The 20,487-nt window shown below is 53.9% G+C and carries 13 protein-coding genes; 9 read left to right on the forward strand and 4 right to left on the reverse strand.

The window, feature by feature from the left end; all coding sequences use genetic code 11:
• Nucleotides 1-986: PAS domain-containing protein (locus FBQ85_09810; protein MDL1875442.1), on the reverse strand; the 986-nt coding region annotated here is incomplete at its 3' end.
• A 1,201-nt stretch (nt 987-2,187) separates the two neighbouring features.
• On the opposite strand from FBQ85_09810, the gene FBQ85_09815 reads away from it, so the two are divergent.
• The 9 genes from FBQ85_09815 to FBQ85_09855 all read left to right on the forward strand — a co-directional run bounded on the left by FBQ85_09815 (nt 2,188) and on the right by FBQ85_09855 (nt 17,176).
• Complete coding sequence (locus tag FBQ85_09815; GenBank protein ID MDL1875443.1) at nt 2,188-7,932, forward strand: choice-of-anchor D domain-containing protein; 5,745 nt, start codon at nt 2,188-2,190, stop codon at nt 7,930-7,932.
• Complete coding sequence (locus tag FBQ85_09820; protein MDL1875444.1) at nt 7,872-9,836, forward strand: type IX secretion system membrane protein PorP/SprF; 1,965 nt, start codon at nt 7,872-7,874, stop codon at nt 9,834-9,836. The genes FBQ85_09815 and FBQ85_09820 overlap by 61 nt, the downstream gene beginning before the upstream one ends.
• Nucleotides 9,837-9,937: 101 nt before the next feature.
• Nucleotides 9,938-11,533, forward strand: coding sequence for a hypothetical protein (locus FBQ85_09825; GenBank protein MDL1875445.1), 1,596 nt, complete (start codon nt 9,938-9,940; stop codon nt 11,531-11,533).
• A gap of 8 nt (nt 11,534-11,541) precedes the next feature.
• Complete coding sequence (locus FBQ85_09830; protein MDL1875446.1) at nt 11,542-11,952, forward strand: hypothetical protein; 411 nt, start codon at nt 11,542-11,544, stop codon at nt 11,950-11,952.
• Nucleotides 11,953-11,959: 7 nt separating this feature from the next.
• The gene (locus FBQ85_09835; GenBank protein ID MDL1875447.1) at nt 11,960-12,367 is read left to right on the forward strand and encodes a hypothetical protein; all 408 of its coding nucleotides are present in this window, start codon (nt 11,960-11,962) and stop codon (nt 12,365-12,367) included.
• Nucleotides 12,348-13,403 carry a hypothetical protein gene (locus FBQ85_09840; GenBank protein MDL1875448.1) on the forward strand — a complete coding sequence of 352 codons (1,056 nt, stop codon included), beginning with the start codon at nt 12,348-12,350 and terminating at the stop codon, nt 13,401-13,403. The genes FBQ85_09835 and FBQ85_09840 overlap by 20 nt, the downstream gene beginning before the upstream one ends.
• Complete coding sequence (locus FBQ85_09845) at nt 13,400-14,902, forward strand: hypothetical protein (protein MDL1875449.1); 1,503 nt, start codon at nt 13,400-13,402, stop codon at nt 14,900-14,902. The genes FBQ85_09840 and FBQ85_09845 overlap by 4 nt, the downstream gene beginning before the upstream one ends.
• A gap of 16 nt (nt 14,903-14,918) precedes the next feature.
• Nucleotides 14,919-15,614 carry a hypothetical protein gene (locus FBQ85_09850; GenBank protein MDL1875450.1) on the forward strand — a complete coding sequence of 232 codons (696 nt, stop codon included), beginning with the start codon at nt 14,919-14,921 and terminating at the stop codon, nt 15,612-15,614.
• A gap of 11 nt (nt 15,615-15,625) precedes the next feature.
• A complete protein-coding gene (locus FBQ85_09855) occupies nt 15,626-17,176 on the forward strand; it encodes a hypothetical protein (protein ID MDL1875451.1) in 1,551 nt (516 codons plus the stop codon).
• Between the two features lie 102 nt (nt 17,177-17,278).
• Here FBQ85_09855 and FBQ85_09860 read toward each other — a convergent pair whose 3' ends face one another.
• The 3 genes from FBQ85_09860 to FBQ85_09870 form a co-directional block, all read right to left on the reverse strand.
• Entirely contained in the window at nt 17,279-19,216 is a 1,938-nt protein-coding gene (locus FBQ85_09860) for a M1 family metallopeptidase (protein MDL1875452.1), read from the reverse strand.
• Between the two features lie 310 nt (nt 19,217-19,526).
• Entirely contained in the window at nt 19,527-19,832 is a 306-nt protein-coding gene (locus FBQ85_09865) for a hypothetical protein (protein MDL1875453.1), read from the reverse strand.
• Nucleotides 19,829-20,487, reverse strand: a 659-nt coding sequence (locus tag FBQ85_09870) for an RNB domain-containing ribonuclease (GenBank protein MDL1875454.1), incomplete at its 5' end; no start/stop codon positions are given. The genes FBQ85_09865 and FBQ85_09870, both read right to left, overlap by 4 nt.

Consider the following 20,487-nt stretch of genomic DNA (forward strand, 5'->3'; position numbering starts at 1 on the left):
ATCGGCCGGCGCATGCGCAACATTTGCAGCATGGGGGAATCGCCATAGGGAATCCGGCTGCCGTCGGAATAAACCATGCGCAGCAGTGGATCGTCGAGTCGCAAGCCGCTGAGTGTGCGTCCGAGCAAGCGCTCGGCAGCCGCGTTCGCGCGCGTGATTTTGCCCTCGGTGGAAAACAAAATCATACCGTCGACCATGGTGGCGAGTATCGTTTCCAATTCCCGGCCCATTTCCGTGACGCCGCCGACGACATCGAAGATGGGCCGAAACTCGGCTTCTTGGGCGGCCTGTGAGGCCAACGTGCGCGAGATATACCACGCGGCGCCGGGGGTGAGCACAAGCGCGGCAAAGAATTTGGTAATCACCTGATTGCGCATGGCCTCGGCATAAAACGGCTGCCCGGCAAATCCCAGCATGGTATAGAGCAGGCCATCAACGAGGAGAACGATGGTCAACACCAAACCGACGCGCACGCCACGCGGCAGTCTGGGCATGTAGTTGGTGAGAAGTTGATAGCCGGAGATCACCATGATAAATGAAACCAACAGCGAAGCGATCGCGGCAAGGGTAATGCGCCAGTTGCGCGAGAAAAATTCAGCGGAGAGAGGATGGCGGTTGATGACGGCGTCAAGCTGGCGCGCAAAGGCCATCACTTCTTGCAGCCCGATCGTCAGCGCGTAGATCGCGAAGAGCAGCACGAGCAGCCGGCGGGTATATTTCGTGCCGTCACACACATAAACCACCAACAGCAGCGCGATGAGATTGGCATACACGACCATGGAGAGAATTGAAAAACTGAAATCCGGCGTGATGTGCAGTTCAGGCACAATGCGGGCGAATATCCAGATTCCAAAAATGCTCGCGCCGGTGACGGCGCCGAGCGCCATCGTCCCCATCTGGCGCTGCAAATGATGCGCAAGCAGGAAAATTCCCTGCATTGCCAACATTGCGCCGATCAAACCGAGAATTAAGAGCACTGTCTGCATGTGAGGAAGGGCGTCGCCAGGTTCGCAGCAAAATTTGAAAGAAATTTAAGCATTCTTTGTCCAAAAGCAAGGCGGGAAAATGGCATGCGGGTGTCATGCGTGTAATTTTTGCTGATCAGGATGCTGCGGCATTATAAACTGTTGTGTGCCAATTTATTCGCTTCGCATACACCGGCACATTTTCGCTTCACTGCAACGTTTCGCGTGTAGGCGTTTCAACTTTTCAAACACAGAATAAAATTCTGAACGGCGAGCGCCCACAAAATGCCGTCAAGTCTGCCGGGCCAATAGAACTACGCCCAATCTGATGAGAGCGCCAGAAGTTGTTTTAGAACGGACAACGCTGATACTTTTTGCGACGATTGAAATTGAGCAGAATTGGTCAGCACGAGATACAACTCTACCAATAATATCCATGGCACCAGCGACAACCAGCTTGGACATCTTTTCTCATGCTAGGTCTAACTAACAACTGGCTTAAAGTTTGCTAACAATTTTGTCAACTCAAGGCAAACATAAATTCGGGCTGATTGAACTTTTTCAAAAAGCAAATTCATGATAAACAACGGCCTTGAGCTGGCCATAAAATAATGGCGAAACTTCCAGGTTCACCTAGTGGTTAAATCAGCAACTTGTTACGACTGTAACACCTGGTTAGCAGAAATTGTTGTGAATGCAGGCCATTATTTTTTGTCTTAGTGCGGAAGCAAGCTGTTTCAGGGTGACGCAATATCACCAAATCTGCAATCTTTTAAGGCATATTGAAAATGTTCTTGCATTTCACTCGAAAGCAATTAAATTAGCCGCCTTGTTGGGTATCGACTTACTTCATTTGGCTGACTCCTTCCCAACATCAAAAATGCCTCGCCTTTAGCATCATCGTTAACTGCCCATCTTCAATCTCCAGGAAGATGGCAGAGGCCATGTCAAGGCTGCGTTGCACGAGCTCCCAGATCATACCAGATGAGTTCAGCTCGATCGCTTAATCAGCGTTCATGGTAGCGGTTTTTATAATTGGCAAAACAGTATTCCTGCGATGGTTCCAGTAGTCTTCGTATAAGATTTACACGATTCTTAATTTCAACCGGTCAAATTCTACAGACACACCGGCTTCATTTCATCGAAAAAAAACTCGCAGCTTGCACGAAGTGACTGAAAAGAGTTCGTCAGTTGTGCATGCCATTCGAGGTGAAAGAATTTTATGGATGAAAGTGAAAAAGTAACCTCGCATTCTCGCTCACGAGAATACTCCCCTCACTTCAGTTTTCCTCTTCGCCTCAACCTCAAATTGCGGACTAGCATTGCCACGATCACGCTGGTCACGGGCATGCTCGGCGCCGGTTACGCTCAATCCGGATTAAATGAAAGCGCCTGGCCCATCTTTCGCCATGACAGTCAATTGACGGGCCGCGCCCGCGCCAATGGTCCCTCTTTGCCTGTAATCAAATTCGAAGCGCCGTTGGGCAACGGTGAGCTTGGCGCTCCAGTTGTCGGACCGGACGGAACGATTTATGTGCCGGGCGGCGTTGATAATAATCTGTATGCGCTTTCACCAAGCGGCCAGTTGTTGTGGACGTTCACCGGCGAAACCGGTTCTCCCCACGAACGCTTTGTGGCCTCTCCGGCGCTTGCGGAAGATGGCACGCTTTATATCGGCTCGGTCGATTCCTGCCGTTTCGATACGCAGGCAGAGTTATCCTGCCCGGTACAGGCAGAGTTATTCTATGCCCTCAATCCGGATGGCACGCTGCGCTGGAAGAAAAAATTGGACGGCGGCACTTACTTCTCCGCCAATATCGGCCGCAATGGAAGAATCTATGTGGCCACGGATGATTGCTGGCTTTATGCCTTGCATCCCGCCGGTTATCTCGCCACGCCGGATTCGATTGTCGATTGGCGCTATAATCTCCGGGCGCAGCCGGAAAATTCCCCGGCGCTCAGCTTTACGGATTTGCCGCTAAGCGTGGCGGGCGATTCTCTGGTCAATCTTTATCTGTATGGCTCGGTGCGTTTCAAACGCAGTTTTGGCGCTCAAGACACGTTGCAAGGGTTGGCGCTCGATCAAAATGGAAACATTTATGTGACCGGTCGCGGCCGCGCCGTGGTGCGCCGCATCTCGCCCAACGGCGCAGCGGAGTGGGCTTATTCTCTACCGCCGGCCTTTGGCAAACCCTTCTTGCCGGCCGTGAGCAACGGCGTGGTTTTCTTCACAAGTTCCATGGGCGGCGGCCTGTTTGCTTTGAATGCTGGCGACGGCAGCGAGCGCTGGCGTGCCACGCTGCCCGGCGGTGATTTTCTCACGCCGCCGGTGGTTGACGGCGCCGGCCATGTTTACGCAGTTCATAGCACAGCGGGTTTGGTTTGTTTCTCTGCTGCGGGTGTGCAGCGCTGGTCAAAACCCGAGGTGCAGGCCAGTCCGGTTTCACCGGCGTTTGGCGAGGACGGAACCATTTACGTTAGCGGCGACCGCCGGCTTTATGCGATTTCGCAAGGCAGCCCGTTGAGCGTTGAGCCTGTTGCCATTGATTTTGGCGAGGTTTGCACCGATAGCACGGCAACGCAAAGTCTCACGCTGAGAAACGGCAGCGCTGATGCCATCACAGTCACGGCAATTGCCATTGATAATCCCGCCTTCGAAGTTTCCGCAATAACTCCCTTTCAGCTTGAACCCGGAACCGTTCGCCAGCTTCCCGTACAATTCACGCCCACCGCGTTGGCGGCATACAACGGTGTGATGATCATTACCAGCGATGCCGGACAATCGGTTGTGACGCTTTCCGGCGAAGGCGGCGGGCCGCGAATCTCATTGTCGGCTGAACCCGCGACTTTCGGTGAGCTTTGCATTGGCGAAGAAGGCCTCACGGAAGTGTGTATCGCCAATCCCGGGGTATGCACGCTGCGCGTTGATTCGATTGCCGTCGCATTTTCCAAAAATTTCACTTCAGGATTTGCCGGGATTGCGCAGGCGAATGAGGGCTCCTCTGCGCCGATATTTATCGCTCCCGGTGAAAAATTCTGTTTTACGGTTAGAGCACGGCAAAACAGCCTGGGCAACTTTGAAGCGAAGGTTACGGTTTGGTCAACGGCCGGGGATAGCGTTGCTCTCATTATTCCGGGCACAGTTGTGCCACCGGCAATCGCCGGCTCGGCGGCAATTGATTTTGGCAGAGTGCAATTGCATCAAACAGCCTCCCGGCTCGCCCCGGTTTGGAATGCCGGCAAATGCGAATTTCAAATTTCTGAATTGAAAATTGAAGGCCCACAAGCTGAAAGTTTTGCGCTGGCCGGCCTCAATCTTCCGCGCCAACTGACCGCCGGCGACACACTTGATCTTGGCGTCAGTTTTACGCCGCTTGTCACCGGCGTACAGCGCGCAACGCTGCTCGTCATCAGCGATGCTGAGCCTGATACGCTGCGCATTCCATTGGCAGGCCAGGGCATACCCAGCACGCCGAAGCTTGTTCTCGTTCCGGCAGATTCTCTTGCGATCTTTGCGTGTCTCGGCGCCTCCGGCAGCGCAGAATTGCTGATGCGCAATGAAGGCGGCGCGGATTTGATCGTTTCTGGTGTTGCCATTGACAATCCGATTTTTGTGCTTGCCGCCGCGCCCGTGTTGCCGGATACTCTTGCGCCGAATGAAGAATTGCGTTTGACCGTCAATTTCACGCCCGCGGCAATTACAACCTATCGCGGCGTCTTAACCGTGTCGAGTAATGACGCTGGCAGCGACGCGACAATCGAACTGATTGGCAACGGCGACGGCCCATTACTCGAATTGGCCGCGCATCCGCCCGCCTTTGGTGAAATTTGTTTGGGCAATACTGCCAACACCCGCGTGTGCATCGTCAATCCCAGCGCCTGTGAATTGCAAGTTGAGATAGAGATTATTTTTACGGAAGGCGTTGTGGTGCAGCCGGCCACCAATGCACACTCAAACCGCGTTCCAATTCAGCCGGGCGATTCACTCTGCATTCCCGTAACGGTGAAACCCGGCAGCCTGGGGCCGTTCGAAGTGGAAGTCCGGGTGCTTTCGAACGCGCTGAATGGCACGACTCGGAGCGTGATCATTCGCGGCACGGTTGTTTCTCCCGAGATTGCCGGTGTTGACAGCGTCAAGTTCGGGAATGTCGCAATCGGTGAACGCGCAGAACAACCGGCGGTCGTATGGAGTTTGAGCGCATGCGCGATTACGGTGGATTCGTTACGCATCACCGGCGCGGATGCGGCAGCTTTTAGCCTCGGCGCGATCACTGTGCCGGCCGAAATCCCGGGCCGGGATACTCTGGAAATCCCCGTCGTTTTTACACCTGAAGCAGAACGTTCTTATTCTGCCACGTTGTTGGTTTATAACAACGATGCGCAGCACAATCCGCTGAGCATTCCGTTACAAGGCGCCGGCATAATGCCCCCGCCGGAGCCACATATTGTGGTGATTCCCCCAAATCTTAATTTTGGCGAAGTCGTGCTGACCGATGATTCGACATTAACGCTTACCGTTAGAAACGTCGGCGGCTCTGCATTACAAATCTTGAACATTGCGAGCAGCAATGAGGCTTTCTCGGCTTCTCCGGATTCGTTCTCGGTACCGGCCCTTGCCAGCCGAACTGTTGAAGTAACATTTACTCCACGCGATACCCGAGATTATGTCGCGACGCTTTTGATTAGCAACAACGACATTGACAGCGCCGATGATACCATTTCCGTTGCCTTGCGCGGCATGGGTGTGTCGCCAATTACAGCGCCTGATCAAGTTTCGTTTGGCGAGGTATGTGTTGGCGAAAGCAAAATCATCAAAATTACCCTGGCGAATCGCGGTACACGGGAAATTGCGGCGGAGGAAATACAACTCGCGCTCGATCGTGCGGAATTCACGGTCACCCCGCGGGACAATGTAGTTATTCCAGCCGGCGGCAGCCGTGAGATTGAATTGGCGTTCAGCCCAATCGCGGCCGGCGCGCTTCACGACACCTTGCGCATTTCCTGGCAGCAACTGCCGGGCGTGAATATTCCCCACACCGTGGCGTCATTGACAGGCGTTGGAGTGGCGGGCCAAAGAATCGCCGGTGAAAGTGTTTTGAATTTTGATGACACGAATATAAACGAGAGCAGCACAAAATCTTACCTTCTCAGCAATGCGGGAACCTGTCCGTTGCAGGTCGAATCGTTGCGCATCTCCGGGCGTGACAGCAGTGAATTCTCGCTTGCTCCCAACACCCCGCTTGCATTCATCATTCCGGCCGGCGGCTCGCAGGAGATTCATGTCATTTTCAGCCCGGTGATTGTCGGCGCACGCGAAGCACGATTGGTGATTGCCAACAATGATTTGGCGCGCAATCCCAAGCATGTGACGCTGCAAGGCAATGGCGCCGAGTTCGATATAGTTGTCACGCCGGATACGTTGATCTTTGCCGGCGTACCGGTTGGTACGACGGCATGTGACTCGGTGTTTGTCATCAACAAAGGCACCGCCGCGATTACGTTCAGCGCGGCGTGGACGACAGAACTATCTCCATTTAGCGTTCAAGGCAGTTGGCCGCTTGTCGTCGGAAATGGCGACAGCAGCGGCATTGCACTCTGCTTTACACCGCCGGATACCGGATTCTTTTCCGGCCAACTGTTTTTGCGCAGCTCGGATGACAAAGTGTTTGCAGTTGTTGTGCAAGGCCGCGGTATCGCGCCCATCATTGCCGGCGTCCGGCAGTTGGATTTTGCGCAAGTTTTGGCTGAATCCGGCACGAAGATCATCCCTTACGTGTTCGAAAATCAAGGCGACGTTGAACTCATCGTCCGGCCGGAGCCTAAACTCGATGAAACCGCTACCAAGAACTATTTTCGCATTTTAGATGGCGGCGAATCTTACGCCATTCCACCCCGCAGCCAAAGCAAGCCGGTGCGTATCGCGTTCACGCCGGATTCAACCGGACAATTTCCCGGCAAATTGTTGATTTATTCGAATGCTTATAACCTCCAACCGAATAATTCGCCTTTCGAGGTTTCCCTCAAAGGCGAAGGCATTGCGCCGGGCATCAAAGTCGATGCGACGGAGATCGACTTCCGGCAAATTGAAATCAACTCTTCTGCTGTTGCGCCGGTGATCATCACGAATACCGGCACCGCGAACCTTCTCATCGAAAGAATTACACCGCTGGCGGCGCCCTATAGCCTGCAGCTTGTGGAAGATTTTCCGCCGGTTCCGCCGGGCGGCAGCTTTGTGCTGGAAGTAAAATTTTCCCCGGGACAAGAAGGCCGCTTCGAAGCGCAATTTGAAATTCACAGCAATGCGTTTCGCCGCAAGCAAGTGCTGGTGCAGGTGACCGGCGCCGGCATCTGCACCGAGAAACCGCAGCCTTGCATCACAGTGTCGTCAACCGAGTTGGATTTTGGCCGCGTGCGCGTCCGCCGTGACAGCACGCGTATCATGGAAATTTCCAATTGCGGTGAAGCGCCGCTTGAAATCACGCAGATCTCCGTTCAGGGCGAACATTTTATCATTGCCGAGGGCGGCGGGTTCTCGCTGGATCGGCAGGAAACAAGAACCGTTCCCGTCACCTTTAAACCGAGATCTGCCGGTGCGAAGTTGGATGAAGCCGTGATCACCAGCAATGATCCCGCGCACAAAACCGTGCGCGTCAAGCTGGCCGGCGATGGCCGGGCCAACCCAAATGTTGCGGTGCGCGTCACCCCCGCGATTTTTACGCCCAACGGCGACACCTACAACGATGAAATCAAATTCGATTACAAGGATTTTGAAGTGACGGAGCCGGTGTTGCGTATATTCAACATTCGCGGCGCGGTAACGGCGACATTCAAGATCACGGATGCCGGCGAATTCCTCTGGGATGGCGTAGACGAGCGGCGCCAGCGCCTTAATGCCGGCGTGTATTTATGGCTCATCGAAGATGGGGGCAAAACCTTAGGAAGCGGTTATATCAGTTTGGTGCGTTAATGATGAAAACGAAAGCTCGATCCCGCATGCCGGCTCTGGTGATTGCCGGATTGTTGCTGAGCAGCGCGCTGCTGTTCGGCCAAGATAGAGTGACAACACCGAATCCCGCCGATATCGGCGACATGCGTGCCAATCTCGTGAATCCCGCAGTCATTCCCCTGCAAGATCCGTTGTTTTTTGTGGGCACACGTTCGCTGCACTTAGGCGTCGCCGATAATATTTTTGCGGCGCGCAACAACATGTTCAGCTTGACGACGACGGACAAGCGTCTCGGCCCGTTCGACGGGCTTGCCTTTGGCATTCAAGGCGAAATTTTAAATACCCCGCCGCAGAACAATCTCTCCCTCAATGCGTTGCTCGGCAAACGGCTGGCGGAGAATCTCAGCCTCGGCTTCAGTGTGGGTGTGGTGAATGAAGCGCTGAATTTATCCGGCGTGGAAGGCCTCGAGGCGGGAGACCCGCTGCTGCAAGAATCGTCGCGGTGGGCGTTGTTCAATTTGGGCGCCGGCGTGATCTTTTCGCCAAGCCGTTACGTCATGCTCGCGGCCAGCGCCAATCAGATCAACCGGCCCAAACTCTCGTTTGCCGAAAACGGCGACCGGCGGTTGGAGCGGTATATCACGGCCGGCGGCACGATCGGGCTGGGCTATTTTCGCGGTGGCCTGAGCGTGGCGCAAGAGGGCGATGATTTCATATCGCAAGTGTTCTTTGAAGCCTTCAAGGAAGAACGCGGATTCGTCAAGCTGGGCTATGGCACGGAATCCGTCATGCTCGAAGGGCAATTGCATGTCGGCGGCGGCGTCAGTTTGAATGCCCGTTACGGTTACCCCGTGACCGAATTGAACCAGGCCTCGTCCGGCTCGCCGGAAATCAGCCTGGTGTTCAATTTCAAAAAACACGGATCGCTTTACGCCGCGAAATGGCTGGATCGTGAAATTCCCTGGGCCCCGGCGTACAGTTTGTCCAACGCCTTTCAAGTGCAGTCGATGATTGACACGCTCTACATCGTCGACAAAAGCATTCATCGCCAAATCGACCCCGCCATCACCAACAAAGAACTGGCGGATATGCCGCGCGAATTGTTTTTCTCTGCCGAGGGGCTGGAGCCGGAGTTTCCGGAAAAATTGCTGGCCTTGACGCGGCAGAACGGTGCGGCGCATAGCGGGCGGGTGGGCGCGCGCCAGTTGATGGACACGCTGCGCCTCGCGAATGAAGCCGCCGGCCGTTATCGCATTCCCGAAGATAGTTTGGGCATTATCACCGAGATGAAAAACAATCATACCGAGATTTATATGCAATCGTTCCGCCGGCTGGCCGAACGCATGAAGGATCCGAATTTCCACAGCAGCATCGTCATTCCGCCCGATGGCCGCCGTGCTTATCTCGTGTTGCGTTATTTGTCTTTGTATGCCGAAGTGACCGACCGCATTTCCGTAATCGTCGACGACCAGCATATCGAAGGTCAGCGCGATTTGCTGGGCGCGACCAAGATTCCGGAAAATTTTTCCTATCGTAGATTGAGCGCGCCCGTTGATACGTTCAAGTTTTCGCTTAACCTCGAGGAGACCAGGCGCTGGGGCCCGGTGGCGGGCATTTTTATGATCGAAGATGCCAATGGCAACATTGTTTATTCGGATTCCAGCATCGTTGGCAAATCTCCGGACAACAATCAAATTTTGAAGCGTCTGGTTTGGGATTGGCAGGTGAAGGGCGGCGGCTTGCCGGGCCGGGGAAATTACTATTACTATGTCGCCTGGCGCTCGGCCGATCGCAACACCTATCGTTCCCCCAAGAAGAGATTGACGGTCGATCGCAAAACGTTGCCCATCGTCATCAGAGTCAGCAAAAACAACCAGCCGGCTGCCGCTGATGCGCGTTATAATGCCACGATATTGGTGCATTAGCAAAAAATCCCGGCGGTCTGGTGTCAAATATCAAATCAAACCTCTCGGGCCTTTCGCAAGGTCGAAATTTTCTGGAGATATTTTTGTGAGGAGGCTGTTCTATGTCTCGTTTCAGCATCACGAACTTCGCCCGGTGCGGCATTTTTATCCTGGCGGCGCATCTCATCGCTGGGCCGGTGTTCGCGTTGCAGGATCCCTCGAATCCCCCCGCAACACCCTCTTCGGTTAGTGATTCTCTGAATCCCTCCGGAGCTTCTGTCTCACCGCAGCAAGGCACGGCGCCCCTCACCGGCCTGCAACCGGAAGTGCCGCGCAGCGGCATCGCCCGCAATTTTTCCGAATGGACGGCGCAGGGCGGCTGGGTGATGTATCCGATTTATATGGTTTTCATCCTGGGTGCCGGCGTCATCATCTACCAATTTGTCCGGATTTATTTTGACCGGCGCTACACCAAGCCGTTTATCGGATTTCTTGAACGGCAATTGAAAGACGTGGTGGATGACAGCGAGCATCGCGAGAAAGTTCGTGTAATTTGGGACGCAGTCGCGCCGCATCCCAAATCCGAATTGGGAAGATTGCTAGCGCTGCTCTGCGATCTTTGGCAACGCGACCCGAGCGCGCAAGTCCTGCAAGTCGAAATCGACGGGCATGTCGGCGGCATCAAGGAAAAATACGAAATGGGGCGCAGCTTTGCCGTATTGCTGTCGGACACCGCCGGCGCCTTAGGCCTGCTCGGCACGGTGTTGGGCATGTATCAAACCTTTATGCCCGGCCGGCTCGAATCCTCGCAGGTGATCACCGGCATGGGCGTGGCCCTTGTAACGACCATCGGCGGTTTGATCGTGAGCATCGTGCTGAACTTCATGATTTCGTGGGGACATTCGGCATTTTATCGCCATCTGGAATGGATCGTTGAGCGCGCGGATTTGTTCCGCAATCGTTTTGGGCGCGGGCAATCCGTTTCCGTGGTTGCGCCTAAAATCGCCGGGCCGGTTGCCGCTGTGCCTCTCGCTGCCGCAAGCCAGCCGGTTGCGCCTCCGCTTGCCGGCCGGCGTATTCCCGCATCTTTGCGGCTCTTGTCTGCCAAACATCAATCTGCCGAGGCGGGAGCCAGTTTGCCCAAACCGCTGGAAGTGGCGGTGGAGGATCAAAACGGCAGGCCGATAGAAAATCTGACTGTTGTTTTCGAAACGAATGGCAGCTTGATCACATTTGATAACGGCGCCGGCGTCAAAGAAGTCGATACCGATTTTCTGGGCCGTGCTAAGACGCAAGCGCGTCTGGGCAAAATGGTCGGACGGCATAAGGTGCTAGCGCGTGTGAACGGCGAAGCTAATCTTGTGGAAGAGTTCGAGATCGATAGCCGCCCCGGCGCGCCGGATAAGATCACAGTGTTGTCCGGCAATCTGCAAATTCAGCCGGCCGGCGCCCGCCTGCCGGAGCCGTTAAGCGTGCAACTCGAAGATGCCCACGGCAATCCCGTGCCCGAGCAAACCGTGATGTTTGAAGTGATCCACAATTCCGGCAGCCTCGATCAAAACAAATCCCGCCTGGAAGTGCACACCGATCAAAATGGCGTTGCCAGCATCGGCTTTCGTTTGGGGGATGAGCCGGGCGCGAATATCGTGAAAGCCTGGGTGAAAGGCAAAACCGCGCGCAAGCTGGAGGCGTCGTTTGAAAACCTTGGAAAGGAGTGAGGCGGGCGATGAGCGGCAAAGGCATGATCATTCGTTATATTGATATTGTGATGAATCTGCTGTTCGGCTTCATTTGTATGGCGGAGCTGAGCCAAACCAGTCACATTCAATTGGCGAAAACGGTGGAATTGCCTTATTCCAATCCTGATCCGGAGATCGTGGTTTTTGTCGGCATCACGACGGACGGGACATATCTTTTGGAAAATGAAAAATATCACACGACAGATATCAATTTCCTGCAAGCATATTTGCAAAACAGCAAGGAAAAGCTGGCGCAAGCGAATTACAAGATGCGGGTGCGGCTGCGCGCGAATCACGACACCCCGATACGATTTCTCATGCAAGCCGCCGCGGTGTGCGACCGGCTGGATATTCTAAAAACATTCGATGTTCGCATCGGATCCAACGTAAAAAGCTGAGGCGGCGATGGGTAATCCGAGCATGATTATTCGTTATATCGACATCGCTTTGACCGTTTTATTCGGTTTTATTGCCATCAGCGATGTCGAGCAAAAAACTCAGGTGAAATTGCCGAGCAACGTCTCCGCCGTCAGCACGCCGACGCAGATCAATACCGTGTCGCTGATTGTTTTGCCCGGCCCAATGTATACGCTGCTGGAAGACGCAACTGAAATTACCAGCAACGCCGAATTGGAAGCGGTCGAACAGGTGTTGCTCAACGTGCGACAAAAGTATTTGGATCAGAATCAGGACATTATTGTGTTGATTCAGCCGGATCCGAATTCGCCGGTGCAGTTGACGGTGAATGTTTTGGACGTGTGTGAACGGAATCAAATTCAGCGAAATATCAACTATGTCGAGCCTGGTGTATAGCCTGCGCGGCCGGTTGCGCCGCACAGCGCCTGAGAAACTGTGGACGTACGCTCTGACGGCGATTTTTACCATCCTCGTTTATATTTTTTTGTTGCAAGTCAGATTCGCCGAGCCGCGTTTCGATGTCGAGAAGTTCCGTGAGATCGATTTCACCCGTTTTGATCCGCCCAAACCCAAAGCCGCTGCAGCAGCCAAGAAAACGCCCGCCGTCACGCCGAAAGAACCGACGGCCATACGCAGCGCGCCGGTCAAGGTCCTCGAAATCGATTTGTCGAACCTCCGGGATTTCACTGAATTGAACCAGATCGTGCCGAAAGAGCTTTCACCGCTGAATCGCGTTGCCGCCGTGCCGCAGTCCGTGCTTTTGCCCGATGTCAGTATCGGCACCACAACCTTGCCGCCGGTTAATGCGCCGGTGGTGGCAAATGTCAAGGACGGTTTGCCGGTGGTGGGCGCGCCGAGCAATTTATATAATCCCAATTTGACGGCAGCCAAAGTGGGTTATCGCGGTGCGCCGACGCCGACGAATTATTCCAGCGGCCGCACCGGGCCGATTACCGAACGCAAGCCGGCCGTGACTGCCGCGGAAAAAATCACGGTGCAATCGTTCGAACGAAAGCGCCAGGAGATTGATTTTGACAAACTTTTTCGCGAATTGCTGGAATGGCTGAAGGCCAATCAATCGGAGCTTTCGCCTTCGGTCAAACAATACATGCGTTACCGCCACGGCGACATCACGGCGAAAGTCGCCATCAGCACGGATAAGATGGATTATGATCTGTTCTTTTTGTGCAATGAAGCCTCACAAGACGTCGGCTTGTTGATGGTGGAAGTCAGCGACAGTTCGACCGCCATCATGTTGCGCGATACCGGCTTTCAGAAAAAAAGTTTTATCCTGAGCAAGGGCATGGCCGGGCGCGGAAATGAAGCCCGAGTGACCTCGCTCAGCATGCTTGCCAGCAACCCGACGAAACGGGAAACCTCGAGATTTTATGATATTTTCCTCTCTTGGTGGGAGAAGAACAAGCCACGATGAGAAAGGAACTCAGAAGCCGAAGGTTAGGAACGGCGTTGTTGTTGTTGTCGGCGGCGTTGCTGTTGATGAGTTGTGGCGGCGCAGCGCGGTCCCGCAAGGTTCCTCTCGGAGTATCGCCGCACATCGCTGCCCGGGCTGACAGCATTGCGGCCCGGCTTTTTGTTTCGAAAGAACGCGAACGTAAAGCCAGTACCCACCGCAAGGAGGGAATTCGAAATTACCTCGAGAGCGACTCCTTGTGGGCGCTGCTCGACGCGCGCAAGCACGAAGCCGCCGCGCGCGACTCCGCGACGCGCGCGCAAACCGCCGCGCACCAATCTAGCGCCAATGGCTCGTCCAAAACGCCGGTTCGATCCTCGGCCATGCCCGCCGATGAAAAAATGCAGATTCGTGCGACGTTCAATTTGATGGAAGCGCAGCGCAATCTGCGCAAATCTTTGCACTATCATGCCTTCAATCCGCAGGCAAAACATTATCTCGCGTTAACCTATAAACTGCTCGCCGAGCGTTTTCCGCACGAAGGCTCATTTGATAAAGCCGCAGAGCAATGGGAAGAGTTGTCCCGCCTGGAGCCGGGCGAATATCTACATTTCTATAATCTTGGGGCAACGTATTTTGCCATGCGCGATTGGCAACGCGCGTTGCAACGCTATGCGCGCGCCGAGATATTGATGCTGGCAGCCGCCGCCGTAAGCCCGGAGCGCCTGGCAAATCCTGCGCTTTCTCCTGAAGCGGCGATTGACAGCACACGATTGCTGTACGCGGTTTATTATCAGGGGCAAAGCGCGATCAAATTGGAAGATGCTCCGGAGGCTTTGCATCACTTGGAACGAGCCGCCACATTGACGAACAACGATCTCATCCTCCGAAACATTGCACAAGACATAAAATGGATTAATTGGGATGGCGGCAATATTCGCGGTTCGCTGATGCGCGATTCTGCCAATGCCCAACTGGGCCGCGGCAAATACCTGGAAGTCTGTAAGCTGTATGATGAGATGTTGAACTCTATCCTCCAAACCAAGCGCGCCAAAGATTACATCCGCTGGGATTACGCAACCGTCGAATACGCCCGTCTCAATCGCCGCGTTAAGGCCATCGCGCGGCTCGATGAGGCAATGCAGGCCATCGCCCGCGACGAATCCGGCGCGCCTTTGGATTCGACCTATCGTACGGCATTCGATAACTACGGCGCTATGTGTTATTACCTGGGCAAAGACACGGCGCGCGTCAACCGCCGCGTCGGCTATGATTATTTGGAGCGCGCTTCCCGGATCGTGTGCAAAGACCGCGGCAGAATTTATCTCGAAATGGCGGAATTGTCGAAATCAAATCCGGACATTTCTGTGGAAAACGCCGAGAAAGCGCTGCAATTGGTCTACATGATCGACAGCAACGAATTAAAACATTTATATGATTTATTGGTCGAAGGTTATCGCCACAAAAACTCGCCGGATAAGGCTCGGGAATTTTTCGAGAAGCGAAAGGCGTTGCCATAATTCTCAAGAGGGATTTATGAAACATGCACGGGCGAACATTCTGTTTTGCCTCTCTTGTCTGCTGGCGCTGAGCTGGGCCTGGCCGCAAACCGGCCGGGCGCAGGCCGATGAAGTGCTGGTCAATCTCAAAACTGTGGATGCCGCCACCATCAAAGATCCGGTGGACATTCGTTTTTTTGCCGATCAATATTTCATCAACGAGAAAATCGACAGCCTGGAAGTCTTCGATATTCGCGGCGACGGATTCAATGAAACGGATGTCATGCAGATTTATCCGTCGAAGCGGCTGATCAACTTGAGCCAATCCGACACGGCGCTTGCCGTCATGCGCAACTGGAAGCGCAGCGGCGCCATTGATGTGGTCGGCGAGCGCAATAAGAAAACCGGAAAAATCGAAGCCTCATCTAACCTTAAAACCGCCCTGACCATGTTCGCCAGCATTGTGCGCATGGTTGAAAGCATTTATCAAGGCCCGCGTCTGAAGTTGTATTTCGATTTTGACGGTGAAGAAGGCAGCGCCGCACTCAAAATTTGGGGGTATGAAAATTTGCAGGAAATGGCAAAAGAGCCAAAGGACTGGAAACAGTTCGCGCATGATTTGGTGTTCTACACGCGCACCGACACGCTTTATGTCGACAAGCCGGTTTATGATGTGATTTATATCGAGCAAACCGTGACCGACACGGTGTATGTCAATAAGGGAGGAGAGTGAGAGGGATCATGATGCGGCGAAATTTACTTCAAAAGATATTTTGCGTCGCGCGGGTTTGCGCCGTCTTGCTGCTGGCCTTCGCGGGCGGAACGCAAGCGCAAACGAGAAAACCCGGCGCGATTCGCATTCCTCCGGGCGTGAAGCCGCTGACCGCGAGCCATGCGGACTCATTGGCGCGGCAGTTGTTTGTGCCCTTGCCGGAGGCGCGGGCGGCAGACTCGCTGATCAGCAGCGCAAATGTCACGCTCACCAAAGCGGATTCTGTGTGGGATATTTTGCAGCAGGCTGCGAAAAGCCCCCGGCAAATTTCGCCGGAAGATTCACTGGCAGCGCAACAAGCCACGCTGGAAGGCTATCAACACCTGCAAAAAGGCGTGCCGTTCATCGAGCAATATCTCAAGCAGCAGCAGGAAACGGCGCGGCCGCTGGCAATCGGCTATTTGCAAGAAGCGGAGAAGGCCCTGGTCAAGGCGCTCGAGCTTAACCCGCTCAACACACAAACGCGCATGCTTCTGGCTTATGTTTACAAGCTGCTCGGCGATCGTTTCAAAGATCGTGAAGATTACGGCCGGGCTGTTAATATTTGGGAAACTCTGGTCAGGTTGGAGCCGGGAGAGTATTTGCATTATTACAATCTCGCACACAATTATTTTGCGAGCCATGTTTGGCAAAAGGCTTTGGATAATTTCGAGGCCGCGGAGCAGCGCTTGCTGGCCTCGGCCGAGGTGAAAGACAGCCGCATTGCTGACCCGGCGCAACCGGTTGCTGCGGCGCTGGATTCGAATGTGTTGTTCTTGTCGGTTTTTTATCAATCGTTGAGCGCGATCAAATTGCTGCATGAAGAGAAAACCTACGCCTCTTTGCGGCGCGCGTTGACGCTGGCAAATACGCCGCAGAATCACAGGACGGTGCAAGACTATCTCAACTGGATGGATTGGGATGGCGGATATATCGTGGGGTCGACGATGCGGGACAGCGCGCTGGCGCTCTCCGGCCGCAGGGAATTTTCAGAAGCCGCCGCAATTTATGAGAATCTTCTGCCCAAGTTGCGCACCGCGCGCGCGCGCCATGAAATCAGTTGGAAACTCGCGCTTATCGAATTCGCCCATCTCAATCGCAAGGAATACGCCGCCGAACGCCTGCTCAACGTGATTGAAAGCATTCCTCTGGGGCCGGAAGGCGCGCCGCCGGATTCATTGAGCCGGCGGTATTACGACAATTACGGCACGATGTGTGTGGGATTGGGAAATGATAACATCGACGTCGATCGCAAGCTCGCTTACACCTATTTCATGCAAGCCTCCTCAATCAATTGGTCAGGGCGCGGCAAAAGTTATTTCGCCATGGCCACACTCGCCGATGCCGACCCGCGACAGGCGGTACGCGACGCCGAAAAAGCATATGAGCTTGTTCATCAACTCGATGCGGACGAAGTGATCAATCTACACCGCTTGCTGGTGCGATGCTATCGCCGCTTGCAGCAATTCGACAAAGCGAAAAGGCATTTTGCAGAATTGAAGCGTTTGCTGGAGGCAGAATCCGAAGAGCAGCAGGGGATTTGACCTGAATAACCACAAAAGAGTATGAAAAAGCCCGGCGCTAAACGTTTTTTAGCGCCGGGCTTTTTTATTGCAGAATGCCAATGCTGGATTGTCAATGCCCCGTCATTTCTGCCACACTTGATTTGTGCGATCAATATCCGGAAAATTATTCTCGGCATCAATCTCGATACGTGTGAGCGCGGGAGTTTTGGATACGCGAACCGTCTGGCGCTGCGCGCCCGCCAGCCATATCTCCACGGGAATCTCGCGCGCTTCCGTTTGACCGCCTTCGCGTGTGATCATGAGTTGCACGGGCATGGGCGCCAGCCCGCGATCTTCCACGAGAATTTCAACATAATCCCCGACGGTTTGCACCGAGGCAATGGCCTGGTCAAGCGTCCAGGTTTCATAAAACCAGGTGCGCCAAAACCATGAAAGATCGCGTCCGGCCACATCGTTGAAGGTGTTGAAGAAATCATGGGGCTGGGGATGTTTATTGCGCCAACGCTGGCCATACTCGCGATAAGCGCGCATAAACACCTCCTCACCAAGAACCGCGCGCAAGGCGAAAAGAATATTTGAAGTTTTATTGTACGGCAAAGCATAGTAGACATCTTGCGCGGGGAAGAAATTGCCGTGTCGCATCAGCTCGACTTCGCGTCCGCGCCGGGCGGTATACAAATACGTTTCGCGCCCCGACACACCGCGATCGTAACCAAACAATTCTCTAACACCCACCGCGCTGTTGAATTGCGTCAAACCTTCATCCTGCCAGGGATAACGATTTTCATCCGAACCTACATTCATCGGAAACCACATGTGGCCAATCTCGTGCATGAGATTACCCGCCAAACGCAAGGTGTCTTTGTAGCTTTGAATGACTGTCATCATGGGATATTCCATGCCGCCGCCGTCGAGAATGCCCTCCACCGATGTCATCTGAGGATAAGGATAGGGCCACAAAAAGCGCGATAAAAACTCCGTGGCCATGCGATTGTAGCGCGCGCCATGAACCCACGCGCTGGCCTCGGGTTTGGCGCGATAGAAATTGTGAATCGCCACCACTTTTTGCTTTTCCGGCGGTCCGATGAGCGCGCGCGTAGCATCCCACAAATAGCGATTGCTGGAAGCCCAGGCAAAATCACGAATGTTTGTGGCGCGGTAATGCCAGGTATTCACAGCATTCCCAGAGAGGCGAAACGCCTGCTCGCGATCTTTCTCTGTCACGACAGCCACGACTTTATCTGCGCGCAATGCTTCGGCAAGGCGTGCTTGCGCCGCAGGCGAGAGAATGTCATTTGGATTTTGCAGCGTACCGGTCGCGGCCACAAGCCAATTTTGCGGCGCGGTGAGGCGAACGTCATAATCCGCGTAGCCCATATAAAATTCGGACATCGATAAGTACGGATCCGTCACCCAACCGGAAACATCATCATACACCGCAAGCTGCGGATACCAATATCCCATAAAAAATACTTCGCCGTCCTGGCCCTGGCGGCCATCGCCGGGCGCAAGCGGCGGCGTGTACGACCATTCGAACGCAATGACAAGGCTGTCTTTCGGCATCAGCTTCTGCGGCAAACGCAACCAGGCAATCGTGCCTTCGATGGTAAACCCGGCCTCAAAATTATTACGTTTTGTCTCAGTCAGCGCTGCGCCGTTCACAGCGACATGCTTGATCTGCATGCCGTCCGTAAGCGGAAGTCTGGTGTTGCGCACAGCATCAGGCTTGAAAACATTCTGACGCAAATAAACCGCAAGATAGTATAACGTGTCGGGGGAATGGTTGAAGTAGCGAATCGTTTCTTTGCCATCCACTTTTTGGGTGAGGGGATCAAGTCCGGCTTCGATATGATACCTGGCATATTGTTGCCAATACTTCGCGCCGGGCTGGCCAGTGCGTGTGCGTGTACCGGCTTTGACGGCGCGTGCAAATCCGGGCGTCTCGAAAACCGGGTAAGGGCGCGGCCGCGAAAGCCCGTTCGTCTGTGCCGTCGCGCAAATATTCATAAACAGCATCATCGCCATGCTATGAGCCGTTAACCATGAAAAATTTTTCATGCCGGGATTCCTTTGCAGGAGGGTTGTGAAGCTCTATTTGCCAATGCAACTAAATAGAGGGCGAGAAAACAAAAGCGTGGGTGGCATTGTCCGCGAAACGATATCTTGTGTGTCAGGTTTTTGATCAAGATTAAATCGTGTTCACACTTAGCGAAAACTTTACTCGTTGCCCAAACTCTGCTTTGCAGAAGAGAACTGCCGGAGGTAAAATTACATGCGCAACGTGATACTGTTCTGGCGAGAATCTTTTGGCAGCAAAAAAAATAACCCGGACGGTTGCCGCTATTCGGCCGGCGCCCAAGCGTCGATTCTAGACGTCAAGTACGCGTTGCCACCAATGCTTCTTTTTGCCTTTCCACAGCCACAAAGCAATGCCGACGCCGGCAATCACGCCGAGGGTAATTCCCACCCCGAGCAGGAGATTTTTTTGCGAAATTTCCCGGGATTTTTCCTGCGGAGTAAATTGCTCGAAGAATTCTTCGCTGCCGTCAGACAGAGGTTGATTTGCCATTGCCGTCTCCACCGTTTGTGCTGTGGTGTTGTTTTTAGGTTTTATCGCAAAATAGCCGGTGTCCGCCATAACCTCCTCATCAAAATAGTTTTCCGTGTAGGTCATCTTTTTCTCCTTTTCTTTTGCTCTTTCTTCTTGCGGCGCTCCTCTTTGCGGGGATGAGGCTTTTCAACCAGAATGAAATCAAGAATACGCTCACTCACATCGACTTTCACGACTTTGATCCGCACAGCATCACCGAGACGGTAAATCTGCCCGGTGTTTTGTCCCTTCAAGCGATAGGCTTTTTCTTCAAAATGGTAGTAATCGTCGTCGAGATCGCTGATATGGACCAAACCCTCGATATGAAACTCGGGGATTTCCACGAAAATTCCGAATGCCACCACGCCGGAAATCAAACCATCAAACTCTTCACCGAGATAGCGCGACATGAACTCGACTTGCTTCATCTTCACCGAGGCGCGCTCGGCTTCCAGCGCCACCAACTCGCGCTCCGAGGCTTTTTGCGCGGCGCGATCAAGCTTACGCTCGTACCACTCGTGCAGTTCCGGCTGATAGCCCTTGGCGTATTCCTTCAGGGTGCGGTGCGCAATCAGATCAGGATAACGCCGAATGGGCGAAGTGAAATGCGAATAGTGATGAAACGCCAGCCCAAAATGGCCTTTGTTCGCAATCGCATACTTCGCTTTCATCAGCGAGCGCAACATCACGTTTTCGATGATGTGGCGGACGAGGGCGGCGTATTCAGCGGGTTTGCCGA

Source organism: Cytophagia bacterium CHB2 (assembly GCA_030263535.1).
Taxonomy (GTDB): domain Bacteria; phylum Zhuqueibacterota; class Zhuqueibacteria; order Zhuqueibacterales; family Zhuqueibacteraceae; genus Coneutiohabitans.

Excerpts from the sequence above, each read along its gene's own strand:
- FBQ85_09855 (MDL1875451.1), top strand. The coding sequence starts at position 15,626 with ATGCGGCGAAATTTACTTCAAAAGATATTTTGCGTCGCGCGGGTTTGC.
- FBQ85_09865 (MDL1875453.1), bottom strand. The coding sequence starts at position 19,832 with ATGACCTACACGGAAAACTATTTTGATGAGGAGGTTATGGCGGACACC.
- FBQ85_09815 (MDL1875443.1), top strand. The coding sequence starts at position 2,188 with ATGGATGAAAGTGAAAAAGTAACCTCGCATTCTCGCTCACGAGAATAC.
- FBQ85_09850 (MDL1875450.1), top strand. The coding sequence starts at position 14,919 with ATGAAACATGCACGGGCGAACATTCTGTTTTGCCTCTCTTGTCTGCTG.
- FBQ85_09845 (MDL1875449.1), top strand. The coding sequence starts at position 13,400 with ATGAGAAAGGAACTCAGAAGCCGAAGGTTAGGAACGGCGTTGTTGTTG.
- FBQ85_09820 (MDL1875444.1), top strand. The coding sequence starts at position 7,872 with ATGGCTCATCGAAGATGGGGGCAAAACCTTAGGAAGCGGTTATATCAG.
- FBQ85_09825 (MDL1875445.1), top strand. The coding sequence starts at position 9,938 with ATGTCTCGTTTCAGCATCACGAACTTCGCCCGGTGCGGCATTTTTATC.
- FBQ85_09840 (MDL1875448.1), top strand. The coding sequence starts at position 12,348 with ATGTCGAGCCTGGTGTATAGCCTGCGCGGCCGGTTGCGCCGCACAGCG.
- FBQ85_09835 (MDL1875447.1), top strand. The coding sequence starts at position 11,960 with ATGGGTAATCCGAGCATGATTATTCGTTATATCGACATCGCTTTGACC.
- FBQ85_09830 (MDL1875446.1), top strand. The coding sequence starts at position 11,542 with ATGAGCGGCAAAGGCATGATCATTCGTTATATTGATATTGTGATGAAT.
- FBQ85_09860 (MDL1875452.1), bottom strand. The coding sequence starts at position 19,216 with ATGAAAAATTTTTCATGGTTAACGGCTCATAGCATGGCGATGATGCTG.